Origin of the sequence: Coprococcus phoceensis, assembly GCF_900104635.1 — a bacterium.
In the GTDB taxonomy this organism is placed as follows: domain Bacteria; phylum Bacillota; class Clostridia; order Lachnospirales; family Lachnospiraceae; genus Faecalimonas; species Faecalimonas phoceensis.
Genome location: NZ_FNWC01000007.1, coordinates 1920705 through 1939419, shown reverse-complemented (window position 1 = coordinate 1939419; position 18715 = coordinate 1920705). Strand labels below are relative to the sequence as shown.

19 protein-coding genes are annotated in these 18715 nt (G+C 41.6%); all 19 read left to right on the top strand.

The features are described 5' to 3' along the window. The first annotated feature begins 8 nt into the window (after nucleotides 1-8). The 19 genes from BQ5364_RS13080 to BQ5364_RS12990 all read left to right on the top strand — a co-directional run bounded on the left by BQ5364_RS13080 (nucleotide 9) and on the right by BQ5364_RS12990 (nucleotide 18705). The gene (locus BQ5364_RS13080) at nucleotides 9-683 is read left to right on the top strand and encodes a hypothetical protein (protein ID WP_071144427.1); all 675 of its coding nucleotides are present in this window, start codon (nucleotides 9-11) and stop codon (nucleotides 681-683) included. 64 nt (nucleotides 684-747) lie between these two features. Further along, a complete protein-coding gene (locus tag BQ5364_RS13075; RefSeq protein WP_004611125.1) occupies nucleotides 748-969 on the top strand; it encodes a spore coat associated protein CotJA in 222 nt (73 codons plus the stop codon). Continuing rightward, on the top strand, nucleotides 966-1235 hold the full coding sequence (locus tag BQ5364_RS13070) for a spore coat protein CotJB (RefSeq protein WP_004611124.1): 270 nt from the start codon (nucleotides 966-968) through the stop codon (nucleotides 1233-1235). Before BQ5364_RS13075 ends, BQ5364_RS13070 begins: the two co-directional genes overlap by 4 nt. Before the next feature lie 3 nt (nucleotides 1236-1238). Continuing rightward, nucleotides 1239-1856 (top strand): manganese catalase family protein, encoded by a 618-nt coding sequence (locus BQ5364_RS13065; protein WP_004611123.1) that lies wholly within the window; start codon nucleotides 1239-1241, stop codon nucleotides 1854-1856. Between the two features lie 163 nt (nucleotides 1857-2019). Then, nucleotides 2020-3885 (top strand): asparagine synthase (glutamine-hydrolyzing), encoded by a 1866-nt coding sequence (gene asnB / locus BQ5364_RS13060; RefSeq protein WP_004611122.1) that lies wholly within the window; start codon nucleotides 2020-2022, stop codon nucleotides 3883-3885. A 7-nt stretch (nucleotides 3886-3892) separates the two neighbouring features. Next, nucleotides 3893-5086, top strand: coding sequence for an FtsW/RodA/SpoVE family cell cycle protein (locus tag BQ5364_RS13055; protein ID WP_071144426.1), 1194 nt, complete (start codon nucleotides 3893-3895; stop codon nucleotides 5084-5086). Nucleotides 5087-5175: 89 nt separating this feature from the next. Beyond that, nucleotides 5176-6015: a DegV family protein gene (locus tag BQ5364_RS13050; protein ID WP_004611120.1), complete on the top strand. Its 840-nt coding sequence runs from the start codon at nucleotides 5176-5178 to the stop codon at nucleotides 6013-6015. 22 nt (nucleotides 6016-6037) lie between these two features. Further along, nucleotides 6038-6286, top strand: a complete 249-nt coding sequence (locus tag BQ5364_RS13045; RefSeq protein WP_004611119.1) for a hypothetical protein — start codon at nucleotides 6038-6040, stop codon at nucleotides 6284-6286. 207 nt (nucleotides 6287-6493) lie between these two features. Continuing rightward, nucleotides 6494-6931 (top strand): division/cell wall cluster transcriptional repressor MraZ, encoded by a 438-nt coding sequence (gene mraZ / locus BQ5364_RS13040; RefSeq protein WP_022251219.1) that lies wholly within the window; start codon nucleotides 6494-6496, stop codon nucleotides 6929-6931. A 26-nt stretch (nucleotides 6932-6957) separates the two neighbouring features. After that, nucleotides 6958-7893, top strand: coding sequence for a 16S rRNA (cytosine(1402)-N(4))-methyltransferase RsmH (gene rsmH / locus BQ5364_RS13035; protein WP_004611117.1), 936 nt, complete (start codon nucleotides 6958-6960; stop codon nucleotides 7891-7893). 63 nt (nucleotides 7894-7956) lie between these two features. Beyond that, nucleotides 7957-8433, top strand: coding sequence for a hypothetical protein (locus BQ5364_RS13030; RefSeq protein ID WP_004611116.1), 477 nt, complete (start codon nucleotides 7957-7959; stop codon nucleotides 8431-8433). Nucleotides 8434-8440: 7 nt separating this feature from the next. Further along, the gene (locus BQ5364_RS13025) at nucleotides 8441-10327 is read left to right on the top strand and encodes a peptidoglycan D,D-transpeptidase FtsI family protein (protein ID WP_207646122.1); all 1887 of its coding nucleotides are present in this window, start codon (nucleotides 8441-8443) and stop codon (nucleotides 10325-10327) included. A gap of 63 nt (nucleotides 10328-10390) precedes the next feature. Then, a complete protein-coding gene (locus tag BQ5364_RS13020) occupies nucleotides 10391-12124 on the top strand; it encodes a peptidoglycan D,D-transpeptidase FtsI family protein (RefSeq protein WP_004611114.1) in 1734 nt (577 codons plus the stop codon). Nucleotides 12125-12178: 54 nt separating this feature from the next. Then, a complete protein-coding gene (gene mraY, locus BQ5364_RS13015) occupies nucleotides 12179-13135 on the top strand; it encodes a phospho-N-acetylmuramoyl-pentapeptide-transferase (RefSeq protein WP_022251217.1) in 957 nt (318 codons plus the stop codon). A 20-nt stretch (nucleotides 13136-13155) separates the two neighbouring features. Beyond that, nucleotides 13156-14508, top strand: coding sequence for a UDP-N-acetylmuramoyl-L-alanine--D-glutamate ligase (gene murD / locus BQ5364_RS13010; RefSeq protein ID WP_004611112.1), 1353 nt, complete (start codon nucleotides 13156-13158; stop codon nucleotides 14506-14508). A gap of 18 nt (nucleotides 14509-14526) precedes the next feature. Continuing rightward, complete coding sequence (locus BQ5364_RS13005; protein WP_022251215.1) at nucleotides 14527-15612, top strand: FtsW/RodA/SpoVE family cell cycle protein; 1086 nt, start codon at nucleotides 14527-14529, stop codon at nucleotides 15610-15612. Between the two features lie 24 nt (nucleotides 15613-15636). Then, on the top strand, nucleotides 15637-16419 hold the full coding sequence (locus BQ5364_RS13000; protein WP_071144424.1) for a cell division protein FtsQ/DivIB: 783 nt from the start codon (nucleotides 15637-15639) through the stop codon (nucleotides 16417-16419). Nucleotides 16420-16555: 136 nt separating this feature from the next. Next, nucleotides 16556-17755, top strand: a complete 1200-nt coding sequence (gene ftsZ, locus BQ5364_RS12995; protein WP_022251213.1) for a cell division protein FtsZ — start codon at nucleotides 16556-16558, stop codon at nucleotides 17753-17755. A 212-nt stretch (nucleotides 17756-17967) separates the two neighbouring features. Further along, a complete protein-coding gene (locus tag BQ5364_RS12990; RefSeq protein WP_004611107.1) occupies nucleotides 17968-18705 on the top strand; it encodes a sigma-E processing peptidase SpoIIGA in 738 nt (245 codons plus the stop codon). The last annotated feature ends 10 nt before the right edge of the window (nucleotides 18706-18715 follow it).

Genomic DNA, 18715 nt, shown 5'->3' with positions numbered 1-18715 from the left:
GAAAAAGGATGAGAAAAAGAAATAAAGTGCTATTTGGGATTGCAAGCTGTCTGTTTTTGACTGCATGTGCAAAAGAGGTAGATGGTGCGGAAAAAATCAATGATATTTTAAAACAGCAGCCATACGTAGATGTTCAGCTTGGGGAGGAATATCATCAAAGTGAGGTGAAATTTTCTACGGAGGAAGACAAGGCGGTCGTGCCAAAAGATGCTGAGTGGGGAAGAGCAGAGTACCGTGAAAAAAAAGAAGCCGGGATATATTATGGAGAAGGGGAAGGTGGAGAAATCTTTGAGACAGATTCGGAAATCACACCGGAGCTTTATATGGATGCTTATTTTGAGTCTATTCAGAATCTGAATCTGACGGCCGCCCAGGTACAAAAGGAAGAATATGTGATTCAGGTAACAGAAAATAAAAAACTGGAATTATTTGAAGAAGAATTACGGATGCTCACCGGAATCATCATGAAAGACCATTATGAATTGACGGGGGTAGAAATTACATTTGACAAACAATGCAGACCGGTACAAAAAAATTTCCAACTGCAGGATATTGATGAAGATGAATTAAAAAAAGGAACAATTGAAAGTGAGGACTATGTGCAAAAGTTTTCATATGAGACAGGACAGGGGAAGTTTGACAGGACAATCAAGAAAGTGAAGAAAGAAATCAACGAAGAATAGAAGAACCAATTTCAGCAGCATACATACAATATACTATAAGTATTCAAGAAAGGGAAAAATATGTATGCAAAATTATCGCGATAATATCATGCAATACCGGGCGAACAGACAAATGGCTCCGTGCTGCGAAAAAAATGATGCATTAGAGGGAATGCCTCTGGCGATGGCATATGTGCCATGGCAGATGTGGAGAAAGCTTTATGATGCAGAAAAAGGGTTCTCCTGTGGAACGATTTTCGAGGAATTGAATAAACCATTTCGAGGGATGGGAGGGTGTCAGAGATGATGGCAAAACCTTGTAGAAAAGATTTACTGCAATGGATCAATGTAGTAAGTTTTGCGGTAGATGATGTGAAATTGTTTTTGGATACCCATCCATGTGACCAGAATGCGCTTGCGTATTTTCAGGAATACAGCAGGATGCGAAATGAGGCGTTAAAAGAGTATGCGAAATACTACGGACCGCTTACGATTGACACGGCGGCGGAATCCTGCGCAGACAGATGGAACTGGATCAACGAGCCATGGCCATGGCAGGAAGGGGGATGTTAATCGATGTGGAATTATGAGAAACGATTGCAGTATCCGGTAAAAATTACGCAGACAAATCCAAAGATTGCTCAGGTAATTATTACGCAATTCGGAGGACCTGACGGCGAACTGGCTGCTTCTATGAGATATTTGTCGCAGCGTTATACGATGCCGTATAAAGAAGTGACCGGAATTTTAACGGACATCGGCACGGAAGAGCTGGCCCACATGGAGATGATTTGTGCCATTGTCCACCAGCTCACCAGAAATCTTTCAGTAGAAGAGGTTGAAAAATATGGCTTTGACAAATATTATGTAGACCACACCCTTGCGCTTTGGCCACAGGCGGCAAGCGGAGCACCGTGGACGGCGACATATTTTCAGTCAAAAGGAGATCCAATTACGGATCTACATGAGGATATGGCAGCAGAGCAGAAGGCGAGAACGACGTATGACAATATTTTACGTCTCGTAAAAGATCCGGAAGTGTGTGATCCGATTCGTTTCCTGCGAGAGCGTGAAATCGTGCATTACCAAAGATTTGGTGAAAGTCTTAGAATCGTGCAGGATGATTTGGACAGTAAGAATTTCTATGCGATCAATCCGGAATTTGATATGAGAGGGAACTGTAATTGTAAGTAGACAGAGTGTACAAGGAAAGTTTAACAGGAAAAAACAAGTTGTTTTTATGAAAAGATGTGGGTATAATGTTAAAGTAACGTCGGTGTGGCAGTTGCGGCACCGGCGCTGCGTGAACAAAAGACAGCAAGAATGAAACAGAAGGAAAATAGAAGGAGAACAATACATGTGCGGATTTACAGGATTTGTAGGAGCAATCGAGAATAAAGAACAGGTGCTTGAAAATATGATGAATACCATTGTACATCGTGGACCAGACAGTGCAGGGACGTTTTTAGATGACGATGCAGCGCTTGGATTTCGACGCTTGAGTATCATCGATATCTCTTCGACAGGTGACCAGCCGCTGTATAATGAAGATAGAACAAAAGTACTGGTATTTAATGGAGAAATTTATAATTATCAGGAATTGAGAGAAAAATTAATTGAGGCGGGACATGAGTTTAAGACACATACCGATTCAGAGACACTTCTTCATGGATATGAGGAGTGGGGAGAAGCGTTGGTTGACCGTCTTCGTGGAATGTATGGGTTTGTAATTTGGGACAGAGAAAAGAAAAAAATGTTTGGCGCGAGAGATATTTTCGGTATCAAACCATTTTACTATGCACAGATGAACGGAAGTTTTTTATTTGGTTCCGAGATCAAATCGTTTGTGGAACACCCGAAATTCGATAAAGTATTTAATGAGGAGGCACTGGGAAATTATTTATCATTCCAGTTTGTGCCTACAAATGAGACCTTTTTTAAAGGGGTATATTGTCTCCAGCCGGGACATTATTTTACTTACGAGGATGGAAAGCTTGAGGTTACAAGATACTTTGAACCGAATTTTACAGGAGATACGGACAAGTCATTTGATGAGGTTGTGGATGAAATCGAGAAAGTGATGAAAGAGTCTGTAGAGATGCATAAGATCAGTGATGTGGAGGTTGGATCTTATCTTTCAAGCGGTGTGGACTCCAGCTACATGGCTTATTTAGGACAGGTTGACCGCACGTTCACAGTCGGATTTGGGGAAGAGAAATACAGTGAGATTCATGATGCAAAAGAATTTGCAAAGAGTATTCATATGAAGAACGACAGCAAGATTATTGAACCGGATGAGTATTGGGATGCGCTTTCTGATATTATGTATTATATGGACGAGCCTGTGGCGGATCCGGCAGCGATTGCGCTTTACTTTTTGAGTAAGGAGGCCGCCAAAAAGGTAAAAGTAGTTCTGTCAGGAGAAGGTTCAGATGAGTTGTTCGGTGGATATAATATTTATTGTGAGCCTCTTGAGTACACCGGATTTAACAAAGTGCCGTTATTTATCCGCAGGATGTTAGGGGCATTTGCGGAAAACTGCATGCCAAGGTCGATGAAGGGACGCGGATTTTTGATGCGTCACGGAAAAACGCTAGAAGAGCGTTATATTGGAAATGCGAAGATATTTACAGAAAAAGAGGCGAAGAAAGCGATTAAAAAAGGATTTGAACCGGGTTGCATGAAAGTGACTGCTCCGATCTATGAGAGAGTAAAAGGAAAAGATCCGGTCACAAAGATGCAGTACCTGGACATTCATCTCTGGCTTGTGCATGATATCCTGATGAAAGGGGACAAGATGGGAATGGCAAACTCTTTGGAAGTGCGTGTCCCATTTTTGGATAAACAAGTGCTGGAATTGGCGCAGACGCTTCCGCTTCAGTATAAGGTGGACGCGCCAAAGACGAAGATTGCGCTTCGTGCGGCAGCGGAGAGAGTCATTCGCAGCAAGACTGCAGAAAAGAAAAAACTTGGTTTCCCGATTCCGATTCGTGTATGGCTCAAGGAAGAGAAATATTATAATAGGGTAAAAACGCAATTTTCATCAAAAGAAGCACAACAGTTCTTTAATGTATCGTATCTTCTGAAACTTTTGGAAGAACATAAAGCAGGAAAGCAGGATAACAGCCGTAAGATATGGACGGTATATATTTTCTTATTGTGGTATGACAGATATTTTGCAAATGGGAAACCGATACATCCATCTATGAATAACGGGCAGTAAGAATTCGATGGGGAGTGTAAATGTGACTACTCGTAAAAAACAAAGGGAAAAACGAAAAGAAAAAAAGCAGGTAGAAGAAGGTGTTGTTCAGTATTTCGATTACAGTCTGCTGGCAATTGTCATTTTTCTCATGTGCTTTGGGCTTGTCATGCTTTATAGTACAAGCTCTTATCGTGCGCAGATTAAATATGGGGACAGCATGTATTTTTTTAAACGTCAGGCGCTGATCAGTCTGGCGAGTGTGTTCGTGATGCTCGTAGTTGCGAAGATTAACTATCACTGGTATGCAAAGCGTTCAAAGATTTTGTATATTGTGGCGTTTGTCCTGATGGCGCTGGTGCTCACGCCTCTTGGAATTGAGGTGTACGGTGCAAGAAGGTGGATCAGACTGCCGCTTGGGCAGCAGATGCAGCCTTCAGAAGTGATGAAGATCGCAATTATCCTATTTATCCCATACCTGATTTGTCAGGCGGGAAGCAAGGTGAAACAACCAAAGGAGGCGCTTAAGATATTTGCGTGGGGAGTGGCAGCTGCGCTCGGAGTGTATAAGCTGACAGATAACATGAGTACGGGAATCATCGTGCTTGGAATTGTGAGCATTATGCTGATCATTGTCTATCCGAAATCAGCTCCTATTGTTGTACTTGGAATTGCTGCCTGTATTGTTGGATATGCGGGACTTCACCTTTTAGGCGAGTATCTGGAATCAAGTGGGGGTTTTCGTATGGAGAGGATTCTTGTGTGGCTGGATCCGGAGAAATATGCCTCAGATGGCGGACTTCAGGTTGTGCAGGGGCTTTATGCGATTGGTTCCGGCGGATTTTTTGGGAAAGGGCTGGGAAACAGTGCGCAGAAGATGATTATTCCGGAAGTACAAAATGATATGATTCTGGCTATTATCTGCGAGGAGCTAGGTGTATTTGGAGCGATTATCGTATTGGTATTGTTTGCAATACTGTTGTACCGGTTGTTGTTTATTGCACAGAATGCTCCGGATCTATATGGATCTTTGATCGTGATTGGAATTTTTGCACACATTGCATTACAGGTTATTTTTAATGTGTGTGTTGTGCTGAATCTGATTCCGACAACAGGAATTACACTCCCGTTCATCAGCTATGGGGGGACTTCGATTTTGTTTTTGATGATAGAGATGGGAATCGCTCTTGGTGTGTCAAGTCGTATTCGGTTTGAAGAATAAAGAAAGGTCTTTTCAAATATACATAAATATGATATAATAATATGTAGTATTAAAAACTATATCGTACGGTGCTTTGGAGGAAAAGATTGATGAGTTATAAAATTATTGTAGACAGCTGCGGCGAATTGACAAAAGAGATGAAAGAGAGCGGGATTTTTGAAAGTGTTGCCCTAGGTATAGAAGTGGGAGGACATCATATTGTAGATGATGAGACATTTGATCAGGCAGATTTTTTAAAAAGAGTGTCAGAAAGTCCGGAATGCCCAAAATCATCCTGCCCATCCCCGGAACGATATATGGAAAGTTATCAGTGTGATGCACAGCGTGTATATGCAGTGACATTGTCGGCAGAACTGAGCGGTTCCTATAACAGTGCGGTTTTAGGGAAGAATTTATACACAGAAGAACATGGCGAAAAGCAGATTTATGTATTTAATTCCCGTTCCGCTTCAATCGGGGAGACATTAATCGCACAGAAGATTGCAGAATGCGAAGAGCAGGGAATGGAATTTGAACAGGTTATCGCAGCTGTAGAAAAATTTATAGCGAGACAAAATACATATTTTGTGTTAGAATCATTAGAGACGCTTCGCAAGAATGGACGGCTAAGCGGTGTGAAAGCGCTTGTGGCATCAGCGTTGAATATTAAGCCAGTTATGGGCGGTTCAGAAGAGGGAACTATTTATCAGATTGGTCAGGCGAGAGGAATGAAGAAAGCGCTTGTAAAGCTTGTGGATACTCTTGTTGAAAAGGTTGAAGATCCGGAGAATAAGATACTTGCGATTGCCCATTGCAATTGCAAAGAACGTGCCAATGATGTGAGAAAGATGATTGAGGAAAAGATTCATGTGAGAGATGTTATCATACTTGACACAAAGGGAATCAGTTCCATGTATGCAAGCGACGGAGGAATTATTGTCTCAATATAAGAAAGCGGACGGAGGATGAAAGATGAGTCAGGAAAAAGTGTCACGTTACAAGGAAGAAAAAGCAAACCGAAAAGCGATGATGAAGAAAGAAAAGAGAAAGCATTTTTTTAGAAAATGTGTAGTAGGAATAGTAGCACTCGGCTTGGTTGGATGGATTGGATATTCTGCATATAGCATGTATGAAAGCAGCAGACCGCGCCAGACAGCAGAAGTAGATTACAGTGCGATTGACTCTTATATAGATAGTTTGAACGGAACAGAGACAGAATAGAGAATGAAAAAAGAACTGCGTGTCAGTTCTTTTTTATTATGGAAGAAAAGTTTGTGAAAAGTTTGTGAAAGGTTTACACAAACTTATAAAAAATGCTTGAAATGGCAGGAAAAGTAGTTTACAATGGTTTTAGGTGGTAGAAAGTGGTGAATAGTGGTGTGAAATGGTAGACAAGTGGCAGTACCATTTCGAAAGAAGGTGTTTTCATTGTTGACAGGAGAATTTAATCACAGTATCGATGCGAAGGGCAGATTAATTATCCCTTCTAAATTTCGTGATATCCTGGGTGAAGACTTTGTCATCACAAAAGGATTGGATGGTTGCCTGTTCCTGTACCCAAATAATGAATGGAAAATCTTTGAAGAAAAGCTAAGAACCTTACCGCTGACAAATAAAAACGCCAGAACTTTCACACGTTTCTTTTTGGGAAGTGCAGTGGATGGCGGCCTTGATAAACAAGGCAGGGTATTAATCTCTTCTGCCCTCAGAACTTTTGCGGGATTGGAAAAGGAAGTCGTTTTAGTAGGAGTGCTAGATCGAGTGGAAATTTGGGATAAAGCAAAATGGGATGAAAATAATGCTGTTGTAGAAGAAGATATGGACGAGATCGCAAGTCAGATGGAGGAGTTAGGACTTGGAATCTAAGGCTTTGACTACATTTGGAGGTAATTATGGTATTTGAGCATAAATCAGTATTGTTAGAAGAGACAGTAAATGGTCTGAACATCAAGCCAGATGGCATTTACGTAGATGGAACGCTTGGTGGCGGCGGACACGCTTATGAAGTGTGTAAGCATTTAAACAACAAGGGGAGATTTATAGGAATAGATCAGGACGAAGCTGCGATAGAGGCAGCGGGCAGCCGACTAATCGACTTCGGGGAGAGAGTTACGATAGTCAGAAGCAACTATTGTGATATGAAGTCGAAGCTTCAAGAATTAGGCATTGACAAGGTAGATGGGATTGTGCTTGATTTGGGCGTATCCTCCTATCAACTGGATACGGCAGAACGGGGATTTTCCTATCGGGTAGATGCTCCTTTGGACATGAGAATGGATAGGCGTCAGAAGATGACGGCCAAAGACATCGTCAATGAATATAGTGAGATGGATCTTTTTCGGATTATTCGTGATTATGGGGAAGATAAATTTGCGAAAAATATTGCAAAGCATATTGTGCTGGAGAGAGAAAAAGGTCCTATCGAAACTACTGGACAATTGATAGAGATCATCAAACGTGCCATACCGATGAAATTTCAAAAAACAGCAGGACATCCTGCAAAGAGAACCTTTCAGGCAATTCGTATTGAATTGAACAGGGAGCTGGAAGTGCTGAGAGAAAGTCTGGATGACATGATTGAGTTATTGAATAAAGATGGAAGGATATGTATCATTACCTTCCATTCATTAGAAGACAGGATTGTAAAAGGGATTTTCAGGAAGAATGAGAACCCATGTACCTGTCCGCCTCATTTTCCGGTATGTGTATGCGGGAATGAGTCGAAGGGGAGAGTTATTACAAGAAAACCAATTTTGCCAAGTGCAGAAGAGTTAGAGGAGAACAGCCGATCAAAAAGCGCAAAGCTGCGTATCTTTGAGCGCACATAGTGCAGGGCTTATAATTTAATGAAAGTAACAGGGAGATAAATAATCAGAAATGGGGTGAGTGATATGGCATATGTATATGGAAATACCATACGAAAAGAAACACTTCCAAAGACAAAAGAACATATTTCTCCGGACAAGCCCAGGCAGACAAGCCGGCAGGTGCGGAAGAATAGAAATAAGGCATTACATATGAGTGCCGGATATGTTGTGTTTTTGGCGATTGCAGCAATTGCGGCATTGATTGTCTGTACAGGATATTTAAAGCTGCAGTCTGAAATTACCAGTCGCTCAAGAAATATTGCGTCTCTTCAGGAAGAGCTTGCAGATTTAAAAGAAGACAATACAACGAGATATAATGCTGTTTTGAATTCGGTCAATCTGGAAGAAATCAGGGAGAAAGCAATCAATGAACTGGGAATGGTGTATGCCAGCCCAGAGCAGATCATCAAGTACAAAAGTCCGACAAGCAACACAGTAAAACAATATGAAGATATACCGAAAAGCGGTGTTCTTGCAGGTTCAGATAAAGTAGAAAAATAAGGGTGAAATGATGTCAAAGAAAAAACGAGGAGTGCGATATACGAGACAGAAGTTTCCCAAAAAGATGCAAAAAAAGCTAGTAATGTTGTTTGGGGCAATCATACTAGCTTTTGTTTTCTTAATTGGAAGAATTACGTATATCAATGCAGCAAATGGCGAAAAATATACAAAAATTGTATTGGAACAGCAACAGTATGACAGTAGAGTGATTCCGTTTAAAAGAGGGGATATTTTGGATCGAAACGGAACGAAAATCGCAACGAGTGAACGTGTTTACAATGTGATTTTGGATGCAAAGGTCATGCTGGCATCTGAGGATGAGAAGAAAAAGAACAAAACGATCAGTCAGACGAAGAAGGCGCTTGAAGAGTGCTTTGGCATAACGGAAGAAGCGGTCGACAAAGTAATTGAGGAAAATCCGGACGGGCGTTACAACATTATGCTCAAAGGCGCCACATATGCACAGGCACAGGCGTTTGAAGCGATGGAAGAAAATGAAGATGACAAAGAAGAGTATGCATATATTTCGGGAGTGTGGCTGGAAGAGGATTATGTGAGAACGTATCCGTACAACACGCTTGCATCGGATGTAATCGGCTTTACCGTGTCCGGAAATGTTGGGAACGGGGGGCTGGAAGCATCTTATAACAGTATTTTGAATGGGACAGATGGAAGGGAATATGGATATCTGGATTCGGATTCTTCACTGGAGCGCACCGTGAAATCTGCAATCAATGGCAACACAATTGTGTCTACAATTGATGTCACACTGCAAAGCATTGTGGAGAAACATATCAAAGCGTTCAACGATGAACATAAAGGTGGGGAAGATGAGAATGCACAAGGCAGTCTGAATACAGCTGTTATCATTGCAAACCCGAATACCGGAGAGATTTTGGCTGAGGCATCTTATCCAAATTACGATTTGAATAATCCAAGAGATTTGTCTGCGTACTATACTCAGGAAGAATTGGATGCAATGACAGATGAAGAAAAGCTCGATGCGATGAATTCACTTTGGAAGAATTTCTGTGTAAGTGATGCATTTGAGCCGGGCTCGACGATGAAGCCGTTTACCGTTGCAGCAGGGCTTGAGACCGGAAAGCTTACAGGAAATGAAACCTACAATTGTACAGGTTCATTGATGATTCCGGGATATCCAAGTCCTGTAAAATGTCATAAGTTAAGCGGACACGGCATTCAGACAATAGAAGATGCGATAGCCAATTCCTGCAACGTTGCGCTTATGCAGATGGCAGAGACAATTGGTGTAGAAGACTTTGTAAAATATCAGAGTATTTTGGGTTTTGGAGAGACAACCGGAATCGATCTTCCGGGAGAAGCAGAGGGACTTCTTTTTTCTGCAGAAGATATGAAACAGATTGATCTTGCGACAAGTTCATTCGGACAGAGTTTTACCGTGACAGCAACTCAGATGGTAGCAGGATTTTCGTCTCTGATCAATGGTGGAAATTATTATGAGCCACATATTGTGAAACAAATTCAGGACGAGAATGGAAATATCATTGAAAACAAAGATCCGGTATTGTTAAAAAAGACCATCTCGGAAGAAACCAGCAAGACGCTGAGAGAATATATGAGAAAAACAATGACGGAAGGAACCGGAAAAAATGCACAGGTGGAAGAATATGACATCGGTGCGAAAACCGGAACGGCACAGAAAATTCCGCGAACAAGTGGTAAGCATCTGCTTTCTTATATGGGATTTGCGCCGGTAGATAATCCGGAAGTGCTTGTATATGTCATCATTGATGAGCCAAATGTGGAGAATCAGGCAAACAGCAGTTATGTGACAGATTTGGCGAGAAATATTATGACGGAAGCATTTCCGTATTTGAACATTACGAAAGCAACAGAAAGTACAGAAGAATAAAGGTAGAATAACCTCATAAAAGCGTTAATAAATTATAACAATAACTTTTATGAGGTTTTTTATATGAAAAATAAGACGTATAACCGTAAAAAGATTATGGTCGTCTTTGTATGTGCGATGCTTGTGTTGCTTGGACTGATTGGGAGACTTGTATATCTGATGATATTTGACGCAGAATATTATCAGGAGAAAGCAGAAGCGCTGCACGAAAGAGAACGAGAAATCAAGGCGGCGAGGGGAGAAATTATTGATCGGAATGGGACAGTGCTTGCAACCAATAAGACGGTGTGTACCATTTCCGTAATCCACAGTCAGATCAAAGACAAAGAAAAGGTAATTCGGGTATTATCAGAGGAATTGGAACTTGAACCGGAAATCGTCCGCAAGCGTGTGGAAAAGGTTTCTTCTATGGAGCGTGTCAAGACGAATGTAGACAAGGAGATAGGTGATCGGATACGGGAATATGAGCTGGACGGAGTGAAGGTGGATGAAGATTTTAAACGCTATTATCCATATGATGAACTTGCCTCAAAGGTGCTTGGATTTACAGGAGGAGATAATCAGGGGATTATCGGTCTTGAAGTGAAATATGAGGAGTATCTAAAGGGGATCAATGGCATGATTTTGACAACAACCGATGCGAGAGGAATTGAGCTGGAGGGAATCGCGGAGGATCGAAAAGAGGCAATTCCGGGAAATACATTGCAGATTAGTCTGGATTATAATATTCAGAAATATGCACAGCAGGCGGCGGAAAAAGTGATGGAAGAAAAGGCGGCAGACCGGGTGTCTGTTCTGGTTATGAATCCGCAAAATGGGGAAATCCTGTCAATGGTGAATGTGCCTGAGTTTAATTTGAATGATCCTTTTTCCTTAGAGACGACAGGGGTATCTGATGAAAGTGTGAAAGCGGAAGAAAAACAGGATCTTCTGAATCAAATGTGGAGAAACGGCTGTATCAATGACACGTATGAACCGGGATCTACATTTAAAATTATTACATCATCTGCGTGTCTGGAAGAAGGGGTAGTGAAGCTTGACGATACGTTTCACTGTCCGGGCTACCGGATTGTAGAGGATCGAAAAATTCGATGTCATAAGGTCGGCGGACATGGGTCTGAGACCTTTGTGCAGGGAGTACAAAATTCTTGCAATCCTGTATTTATCGACATCGGACTTCGTCTTGGGGTAGATAAATACTATGATTATTTTAAGCAGTTTGGGCTGATGGATAAGACGGGAGTAGATCTTCCGGGGGAGGCGGGAACAATTACGCATAAAAAAGAAAATGTCGGGTTGGTGGAACTGGCAACGATGACTTTTGGACAGTCATTTCAGATTACACCGATTCAGATGGCAACCACGGTCAGTTCTCTGATTAACGGTGGCAGGAGAGTGACTCCGCATTTTGGGGTGAAAGTGATTAATGAACAGGAAAAGCATGAGAAAATATTTGAGTATAAGGAACGAAAAAATGTGGTGTCAGAAGAGACGTCGGAGACGATGCGGACGATATTAGAAAGCGTCGTGTCGGAAGGTTCAGGAAAGAATGCTTATATTGAAGGATACAAAATCGGCGGAAAGACAGCTACGTCTCAGACACTTCCGAGAAGTGCAAAGAAATATATTTCCTCATTCATCGGATTTGCACCGGCAGATAATCCGCAGGTGCTGGCAATGATTGTCATACATGATCCACAGGGAATCTATTATGGAGGTACCATTGCGGCGCCGGTTGTGAAGGACATTTTTGAAAATATCCTGCCGTATCTGGGGATTGAAAAGGAAGGGGAATAGTTGTATACTGTATAAGGTTATAGAAGAATAACTAAAGAGATGAAGAGGTGTGGTATGGATTATAAAATGGTGATACCGGTACTGGTGTCATTTGCTTTGAGTGTGATTATGGGACCGGTTGTGATCCCGATACTTAGAAAGTTGAAGATGGGGCAGACAGAGCGAGAAGAAGGTGTGCAGTCACACTTAAAGAAAGCGGGGACGCCGACAATGGGAGGCGTGATCATTCTTGCGAGTATCGTTTTGACGTCTCTGATTTATATAAAAGATTACCCGAAAGTGATTCCGATTTTGTTTGTGACACTTGGATTTGGGATGATCGGATTTTTAGATGATTATTTGAAAGTTGTGATGAGACGGTCTGACGGACTGTATCCAAAGCAGAAAATGGCACTGCAGATTTTGGTGACGGGAATATTTGCTTATTATATTGTTCGGTTTACAGATGTGCCGCTCACATGGCTGATTCCGTTTTCGGAAGGAAAATATTTGGATTGGGGAATTTTTGCGCTTCCGCTTTTGTTTGTTGTAGTGATTGGAACGGTCAATGGAGTGAATTTCACAGACGGACTGGATGGTCTTGCATCCAGTGTGACGGTTTTGGTGGCAACGTTTTTTACAGTTGTGGCAATTGGAACAAAAAGCGGGATTGAACCGATTACTTGTGCAGTCGTGGGCGCGTTGCTTGGATTTTTGTTGTTCAATGTATATCCGGCGAGTGTGTTTATGGGGGATACAGGTTCTCTTGCGCTTGGGGGCTTTGTCGCATCGACGGCTTATATGCTGCAGATGCCGTTTTTTATAGCGATTGTAGGGTTGATTTACCTGATTGAAGTACTGTCGGTAATGATTCAGGTAACTTATTTTAAAAAGACCGGTGGAAAGCGCATTTTTAAAATGGCGCCAATCCATCATCATTTTGAACTTTGTGGCTGGTCTGAGACGAGGGTTGTGGCCGTGTTTTCGATTGTTACGGCAATCTTATGTCTTATTGCACTTATGGCGATATAGAAAAATGCAGGAGGAACGATATGGATATGAAAAATAAAAAAGTACTTGTATTTGGTTCTGGAATCAGCGGAATCGGAGCAGGAAAATTATTAGAACAGGTTGGAGCATCGGTTGTTTTATATGACGGAAAAGAGACACTCGACAAAGAAGTGTTAAAAGCACAGCTTGGTGACGATACAAAAGCAGAAATCATTTTGGGAGAACTTTCAGAGGAGGTTATGGAGACGCTTGATCTTGTTGTGATGAGTCCTGGAGTGCCTACAGACCTTCCGGTTGTCTTAAAGATGCGTGATATGGGAATTCCGATCTGGGGAGAGGTCGAGCTTGCCTATACATATGGAAAAGGCGATGTGCTTGCAATCACAGGAACCAATGGAAAGACGACGACGACTGCACTTTTGGGAGAGATTATGAAGAACTATAAAGAGAGTGTATTTGTGGTTGGAAATATCGGAAATCCATACACGGCAGCTGCGTTAGAAATGAGAGAGGACAGCGTGGCGGTGGCTGAGATGAGTAGTTTTCAGTTGGAGACAATCCATGAATTTCGCCCGAAAGTCAGTGCAATTTTAAATATTACACCGGATCATCTAAACCGTCATCATACGATGGAAGCGTATATCAAGGCAAAAGAGGATATCGCCAAAAATCAGACGAAAGAAGATACTTGTGTACTGAATTACGAAGATGAAGTGACAAGAAAAATTGGAGAAAATGTAAAAGCGAATGTTCTATATTTCAGTAGTCAGCGTAAACTAGACAGAGGGATTTATTTAGATGATGGGAATATTATATTGAGGCAGGACGAAGAAATCCTGGTCTGCAATGTAAATGAGCTGAAATTACTTGGGACACACAACTACGAGAATGTGATGGCAGCAGTTGCTATGGCTGCGGCATATGGGACACCGATGGAGGTTATCCGCAGGACGATCAAAGAATTTGCGGGAGTGGAGCACCGGATCGAATTTGTGCGTGAAAAAGACGGTGTTGCATATTACAATGATTCCAAAGGTACGAATCCGGATGCGGCGATCAAAGGGATTCAGGCGATGAACCGACCAACAGTTCTGATCGGCGGCGGATATGACAAAGACTCTGAGTACGAGGAATGGATTCAGGCGTTTGACGGGAAGGTAAAACTCCTCGTATTAGTCGGGGCAACAAAAGAGAAAATTGCAGAAGCAGCCGAGAGAGTTGGATTTGTGTCATATGTTATGGCAGACTCTTTTGAGGAAGCAGTAGAGAAATGTATTGAGGCGGCAGAGCCTGGGGATGCAGTTTTGTTATCGCCGGCATGTGCAAGCTGGGGAATGTTTAAAAACTATGAGGAACGAGGAGATAAATTCAAAGAACTTGTAAATTGTCTATAAGTGGGGAGTGGATTTATATTGACGCGGCAGAACAAAAAGAGAGGATATGATTACAGCCTTCTCGCAGTTGTTTTCCTGCTGGTAATCATAGGGTTGGTTATTTTGTACAGTACAAGTGCCTACAACGGACAGGTAAAATTCCACGATCGGTTTTATTATTTGAAAAAACAGGCATTTGCGACGGCGCTTGGACTGGCACTGATGTTTTTTATGGCGAATATCGATTATCATATTTGGCAGAAATTTGCAGTGCCGGCATATATTACGGCGCTAATGCTGTCTGTAGCTGTTTTGCTTGTAGGTGATGAGTATAATGGGTCCAAAAGATGGTTATCTTTCGGACCTTTGTCATTTCAGCCTTCAGAATTTGCAAAGATTGCAGTGATCTTATTCTTGGCATGTGTGATCACAAAGAATGTGCGAAAAATGAAACAAATGCGATATTTGCTGTTTGTCATGCTTCTGATTTTGCCGATCGTAGGACTTGTGGGGGCGAGTAATTTAAGCACCGCAATCATTATTCTTGGAATTGGCGCTGTGCTTGTGTTTGTGGCAAGTCCAAAGTATGCACAGTTTGTATGGCTCTGTGTCAGCGGCGCCGGATTTATGGGGATTTTTCTGGCGCTTGAGAGCTATCGACTGGAACGGCTGGCAATTTGGAGGAATCCGGAAAAATATGAAAAAGGCTATCAGACATTGCAGGGATTGTTTGCAATTGGCTCGGGCGGTCTCTTTGGAAGAGGTCTTGGGGCAAGCGTGCAAAAGCTTGGATTTGTTCCAGAGGCGCAAAATGATATGATTTTTTCCATTGTCTGTGAAGAATTAGGTCTTGTGGGAGCGTCATTTATTATTCTTTTATTTCTGATTTTAATCTGGCGTTTTTTTATGATTGCCACACATGCAAAAGATTTGTTTGGGGCGCTGATCGCGTCCGGAGCGATGGCGCATATGATGATTCAGGTCATACTCAATATTGCAGTTGTCACCAACACGATACCAAATACAGGAATCACGCTGCCGTTTATCAGTTATGGAGGAACTTCGGTTATGTTTCTTCTATTAGAAATGGGGCTTGTCCTGAGTGTATCGAATCTGATAGAATAGAAAAGAAACGACAGGAGGAAAAAGATGGAGCAGGAAAGAGAAGAGATCGAAGAAAGACCGAGAAAAAAAAGAAAAAAGAAAAAAAGTAAAATTGGATATTATTTATATGCGGTTGTTGTGCTGATACTGACGATCGCTATCATAGTAGTAGCTACATTGATTTTATTTCATGTGCAGAAGATAGATGTAAAAGGAACGCAGTACAGTGAAAAGAATGAGGTGCTAGAGTGGGTTCGGGAAGATAAATACACTTCGAATGCGTTGTATGCATTTTGGAAATTTAAGTTTGGTTCCTATAAGATGCCGCCATATCTGGAAAAAGTAGAGGTAGGGCTTTCGGCTCCGTGGGCATTAAAAGTAAAAGTGACAGAGAAAAAGATGATTGGCTGCATAGTATCAGACAATGAGTATGTATATTTTGACAAAGAAGGGCTTGTGCTTCTGAAAAGTACTGAGAAGATGGATGGGGTACCGGTGATAGAAGGACTGGAAACCGAAACGATCGAACAGTACAAAAAGCTTTCTGTGGATAATGAGAAAGTATTCTCTTATATTGTGGAGTTGACAAAAGAGATAAAGAAAAATGATTTGGAGCCGGATCGCATTGTGTGGGAAGACAACAGCATGGATCTGTACTTTGAAAATGTGTGTGTGCGTCTTGGAAGAAGCCGTTTTGACGAAAAAGTGGTTCAGCTTCCACCTATTTTAGAAAAATTAGAGGGAAAAACAGGCGTGCTCGATATGGAATATTACAATGAAGCAAGTTCAGATATCAGTTTTAAAGAAGAAGTTACAACAAACGAGTAAAAAAATGAAAAAATAAGGAAAGTTTCTATTGATTATTTAAGGAAAAGCCGATATTATATAACTATGTGACAAGAAGCATATAAAGTATAATCCAGGGATGTATAAGATAAATAGGGAAACAAAGGAGGAGAAACTCTTGTTAGAAATCAAAACAAATGAATCAGAAGCAGCAGCAAAAATAATTGTAGTAGGTGTCGGTGGCGGCGGTAACAATGCGGTGAACCGCATGATCGATGAGCAGATTGCCGGAGTTGAATTTATTGCAATTAATACAGATAAACAGGCGTTACAGTTGGCAAAAGCTCCAACATTGATGCAGATTGGGGATAAGCTTACAAAAGGTCTCGGTGCAGGAGCAAAACCTGAGATTGGTGAAAAAGCAGCAGAAGAAAGTGAAGAAGAGATTGCAGCAGCATTGAAAGGTGCTGATATGGTATTCGTGACATGTGGTATGGGTGGCGGAACCGGTACAGGTGCTACACCGGTTGTTGCACGTATTGCGAAAGAGCAGGGAGCGCTTACAGTTGGTGTCGTTACAAAACCTTTCCGTTTTGAATCAAAGACACGTATGAACAATGCTCTTGCAGGAATTGAAAAGCTCAAAGAGAATGTAGATACACTGATTGTAATCCCGAACGACAAGCTGCTTGAAGTGGTAGACAGAAGAACGACTATGCCGGACGCGCTGAAGAAGGCAGACGAGGTATTGCAGCAGGGTATTCAGGGAATCACAGACTTGATCAATGTACCTTCTTTGATCAATTTGGACTTTGCCGATGTGCAGACAGTAATGCTTGACAAAGGTATTGCACACATTGGTATCGGATATGGAAAGGGAGATGACAAGGCTCTTGAGGCAGTGAAGGAAGCTGTTTCCAGTCCACTTTTAGAGACAACAATTGCAGGTGCATCTCATGTTATCATCAACATTTCAGGTGATATCACATTGATGGATGCAAGTGATGCAGCTGAATATGTACAGGATCTTGCAGGCGAAGAAGCTAATATTATTTTCGGTGCAATGTATGATGATACAAAGACAGATGAGGCGACAATCACAGTTATTGCGACAGGTTTACATAATACAGGCGGAACAGCTTCTAAATTAAAATCAAGATTAGAGAAGACTGTTATGCCGACTATCCAGAATGTAGAAAGACAGGAAGCTCCTGTAGCTCAGCAGTCAGCGAACAAGTTTGATCTTGGAGCAGATGCCGTGAATGCAGCACAGCCAAAGACTGCAGGTGGAACGATGCCTACATTACAGGTTCCAAGAACACCAACGAGCCATGTAAAGGAACAGTCTATTAAGATTCCATCATTTTTGAAAAAATAAGAGATTGATGAATAAAAAGAGATATGCAAGAGCATGTCTCTTTTTTTGTCGAACGAAAGGGGCAGTTTCCCAAGCGTATTTGACAAATTTTTCGGAGGACATTCCGTATAATGAGTTTTGCTTGAGTACCAAATCGATTTTGCGTCGAAAGAGAAAGAAGGTGGGACGTGTACTATGAATTGTATATAGACGTGCTGTTCCTGGTAAATTTTATGATGGACTATATACTTTTGCTTTTAGTTCGAAAGATGTTAAAGTGTACTGCCACGCACGGTAATATCTGTATAGGAGCAATGACAGGATCTTTTCTGACGTGTCTGGTCATCATATTACCGGTCTTACATCCGTTTTTGAAATTCATACTGTTCCATGTAGTTGTAAACACAGCAATGATCAAAGCAGGGCTTAAGATCAAAGATATGAGAAATTTTGTAAAAGCGCTTTTGATGCTTTATACGGGTGGATTCCTGCTGGGAGGTGTGATGGAGCATTTCAGACAGTACATAAAGATTGGAAGTATGTTTCTGCTTGTCGCAGTCGCTGCATATTACGTTGTTACATGGATATGGAGTTTTATCGTTTCCGTTCAAAGAGTGAATCAATATCAATGTAGAGCGCAGTTGTATCTGGGACAAAAGAAATGTTGTATAAAAGGCATGATTGACACTGGCAACGGACTGAGAGACCCTGTCACAAATGAGCCTGTCAGCATATTGGACAGAAAGACGGCGATGAAATTTTTGGGAGAAGAAAAAATGGGGAAGATCAGATATGTTCCGTATCATTCAATCGGAAAGCGGGAAGGGGTTCTTCCGGTTGTGCGGATTGACAAAATGTGTGTGGAAAATGATGAAATTCACTGGATTAAAAATCCGTTGATTGGAATCAGTGAGGAAGAAATTACGGCAGAAGATACATATCAGATGATTTTAAATCCTGACATATTTTAGGAGGAGTAAA

Coding starts and splice junctions, on each gene's coding strand:
- BQ5364_RS13080 (WP_071144427.1), top strand. CDS start 9: ATGAGAAAAAGAAATAAAGTGCTATTTGGGATTGCAAGCTGTCTGTTT.
- BQ5364_RS13075 (WP_004611125.1), top strand. CDS start 748: ATGCAAAATTATCGCGATAATATCATGCAATACCGGGCGAACAGACAA.
- BQ5364_RS13070 (WP_004611124.1), top strand. CDS start 966: ATGATGGCAAAACCTTGTAGAAAAGATTTACTGCAATGGATCAATGTA.
- BQ5364_RS13065 (WP_004611123.1), top strand. CDS start 1,239: ATGTGGAATTATGAGAAACGATTGCAGTATCCGGTAAAAATTACGCAG.
- asnB (WP_004611122.1), top strand. CDS start 2,020: ATGTGCGGATTTACAGGATTTGTAGGAGCAATCGAGAATAAAGAACAG.
- BQ5364_RS13055 (WP_071144426.1), top strand. CDS start 3,893: ATGGGGAGTGTAAATGTGACTACTCGTAAAAAACAAAGGGAAAAACGA.
- BQ5364_RS13050 (WP_004611120.1), top strand. CDS start 5,176: ATGAGTTATAAAATTATTGTAGACAGCTGCGGCGAATTGACAAAAGAG.
- BQ5364_RS13045 (WP_004611119.1), top strand. CDS start 6,038: ATGAGTCAGGAAAAAGTGTCACGTTACAAGGAAGAAAAAGCAAACCGA.
- rsmH (WP_004611117.1), top strand. CDS start 6,958: ATGGTATTTGAGCATAAATCAGTATTGTTAGAAGAGACAGTAAATGGT.
- BQ5364_RS13030 (WP_004611116.1), top strand. CDS start 7,957: ATGGCATATGTATATGGAAATACCATACGAAAAGAAACACTTCCAAAG.
- BQ5364_RS13025 (WP_207646122.1), top strand. CDS start 8,441: ATGATGTCAAAGAAAAAACGAGGAGTGCGATATACGAGACAGAAGTTT.
- BQ5364_RS13020 (WP_004611114.1), top strand. CDS start 10,391: ATGAAAAATAAGACGTATAACCGTAAAAAGATTATGGTCGTCTTTGTA.
- mraY (WP_022251217.1), top strand. CDS start 12,179: ATGGATTATAAAATGGTGATACCGGTACTGGTGTCATTTGCTTTGAGT.
- murD (WP_004611112.1), top strand. CDS start 13,156: ATGGATATGAAAAATAAAAAAGTACTTGTATTTGGTTCTGGAATCAGC.
- BQ5364_RS13000 (WP_071144424.1), top strand. CDS start 15,637: ATGGAGCAGGAAAGAGAAGAGATCGAAGAAAGACCGAGAAAAAAAAGA.
- BQ5364_RS12990 (WP_004611107.1), top strand. CDS start 17,968: ATGATGGACTATATACTTTTGCTTTTAGTTCGAAAGATGTTAAAGTGT.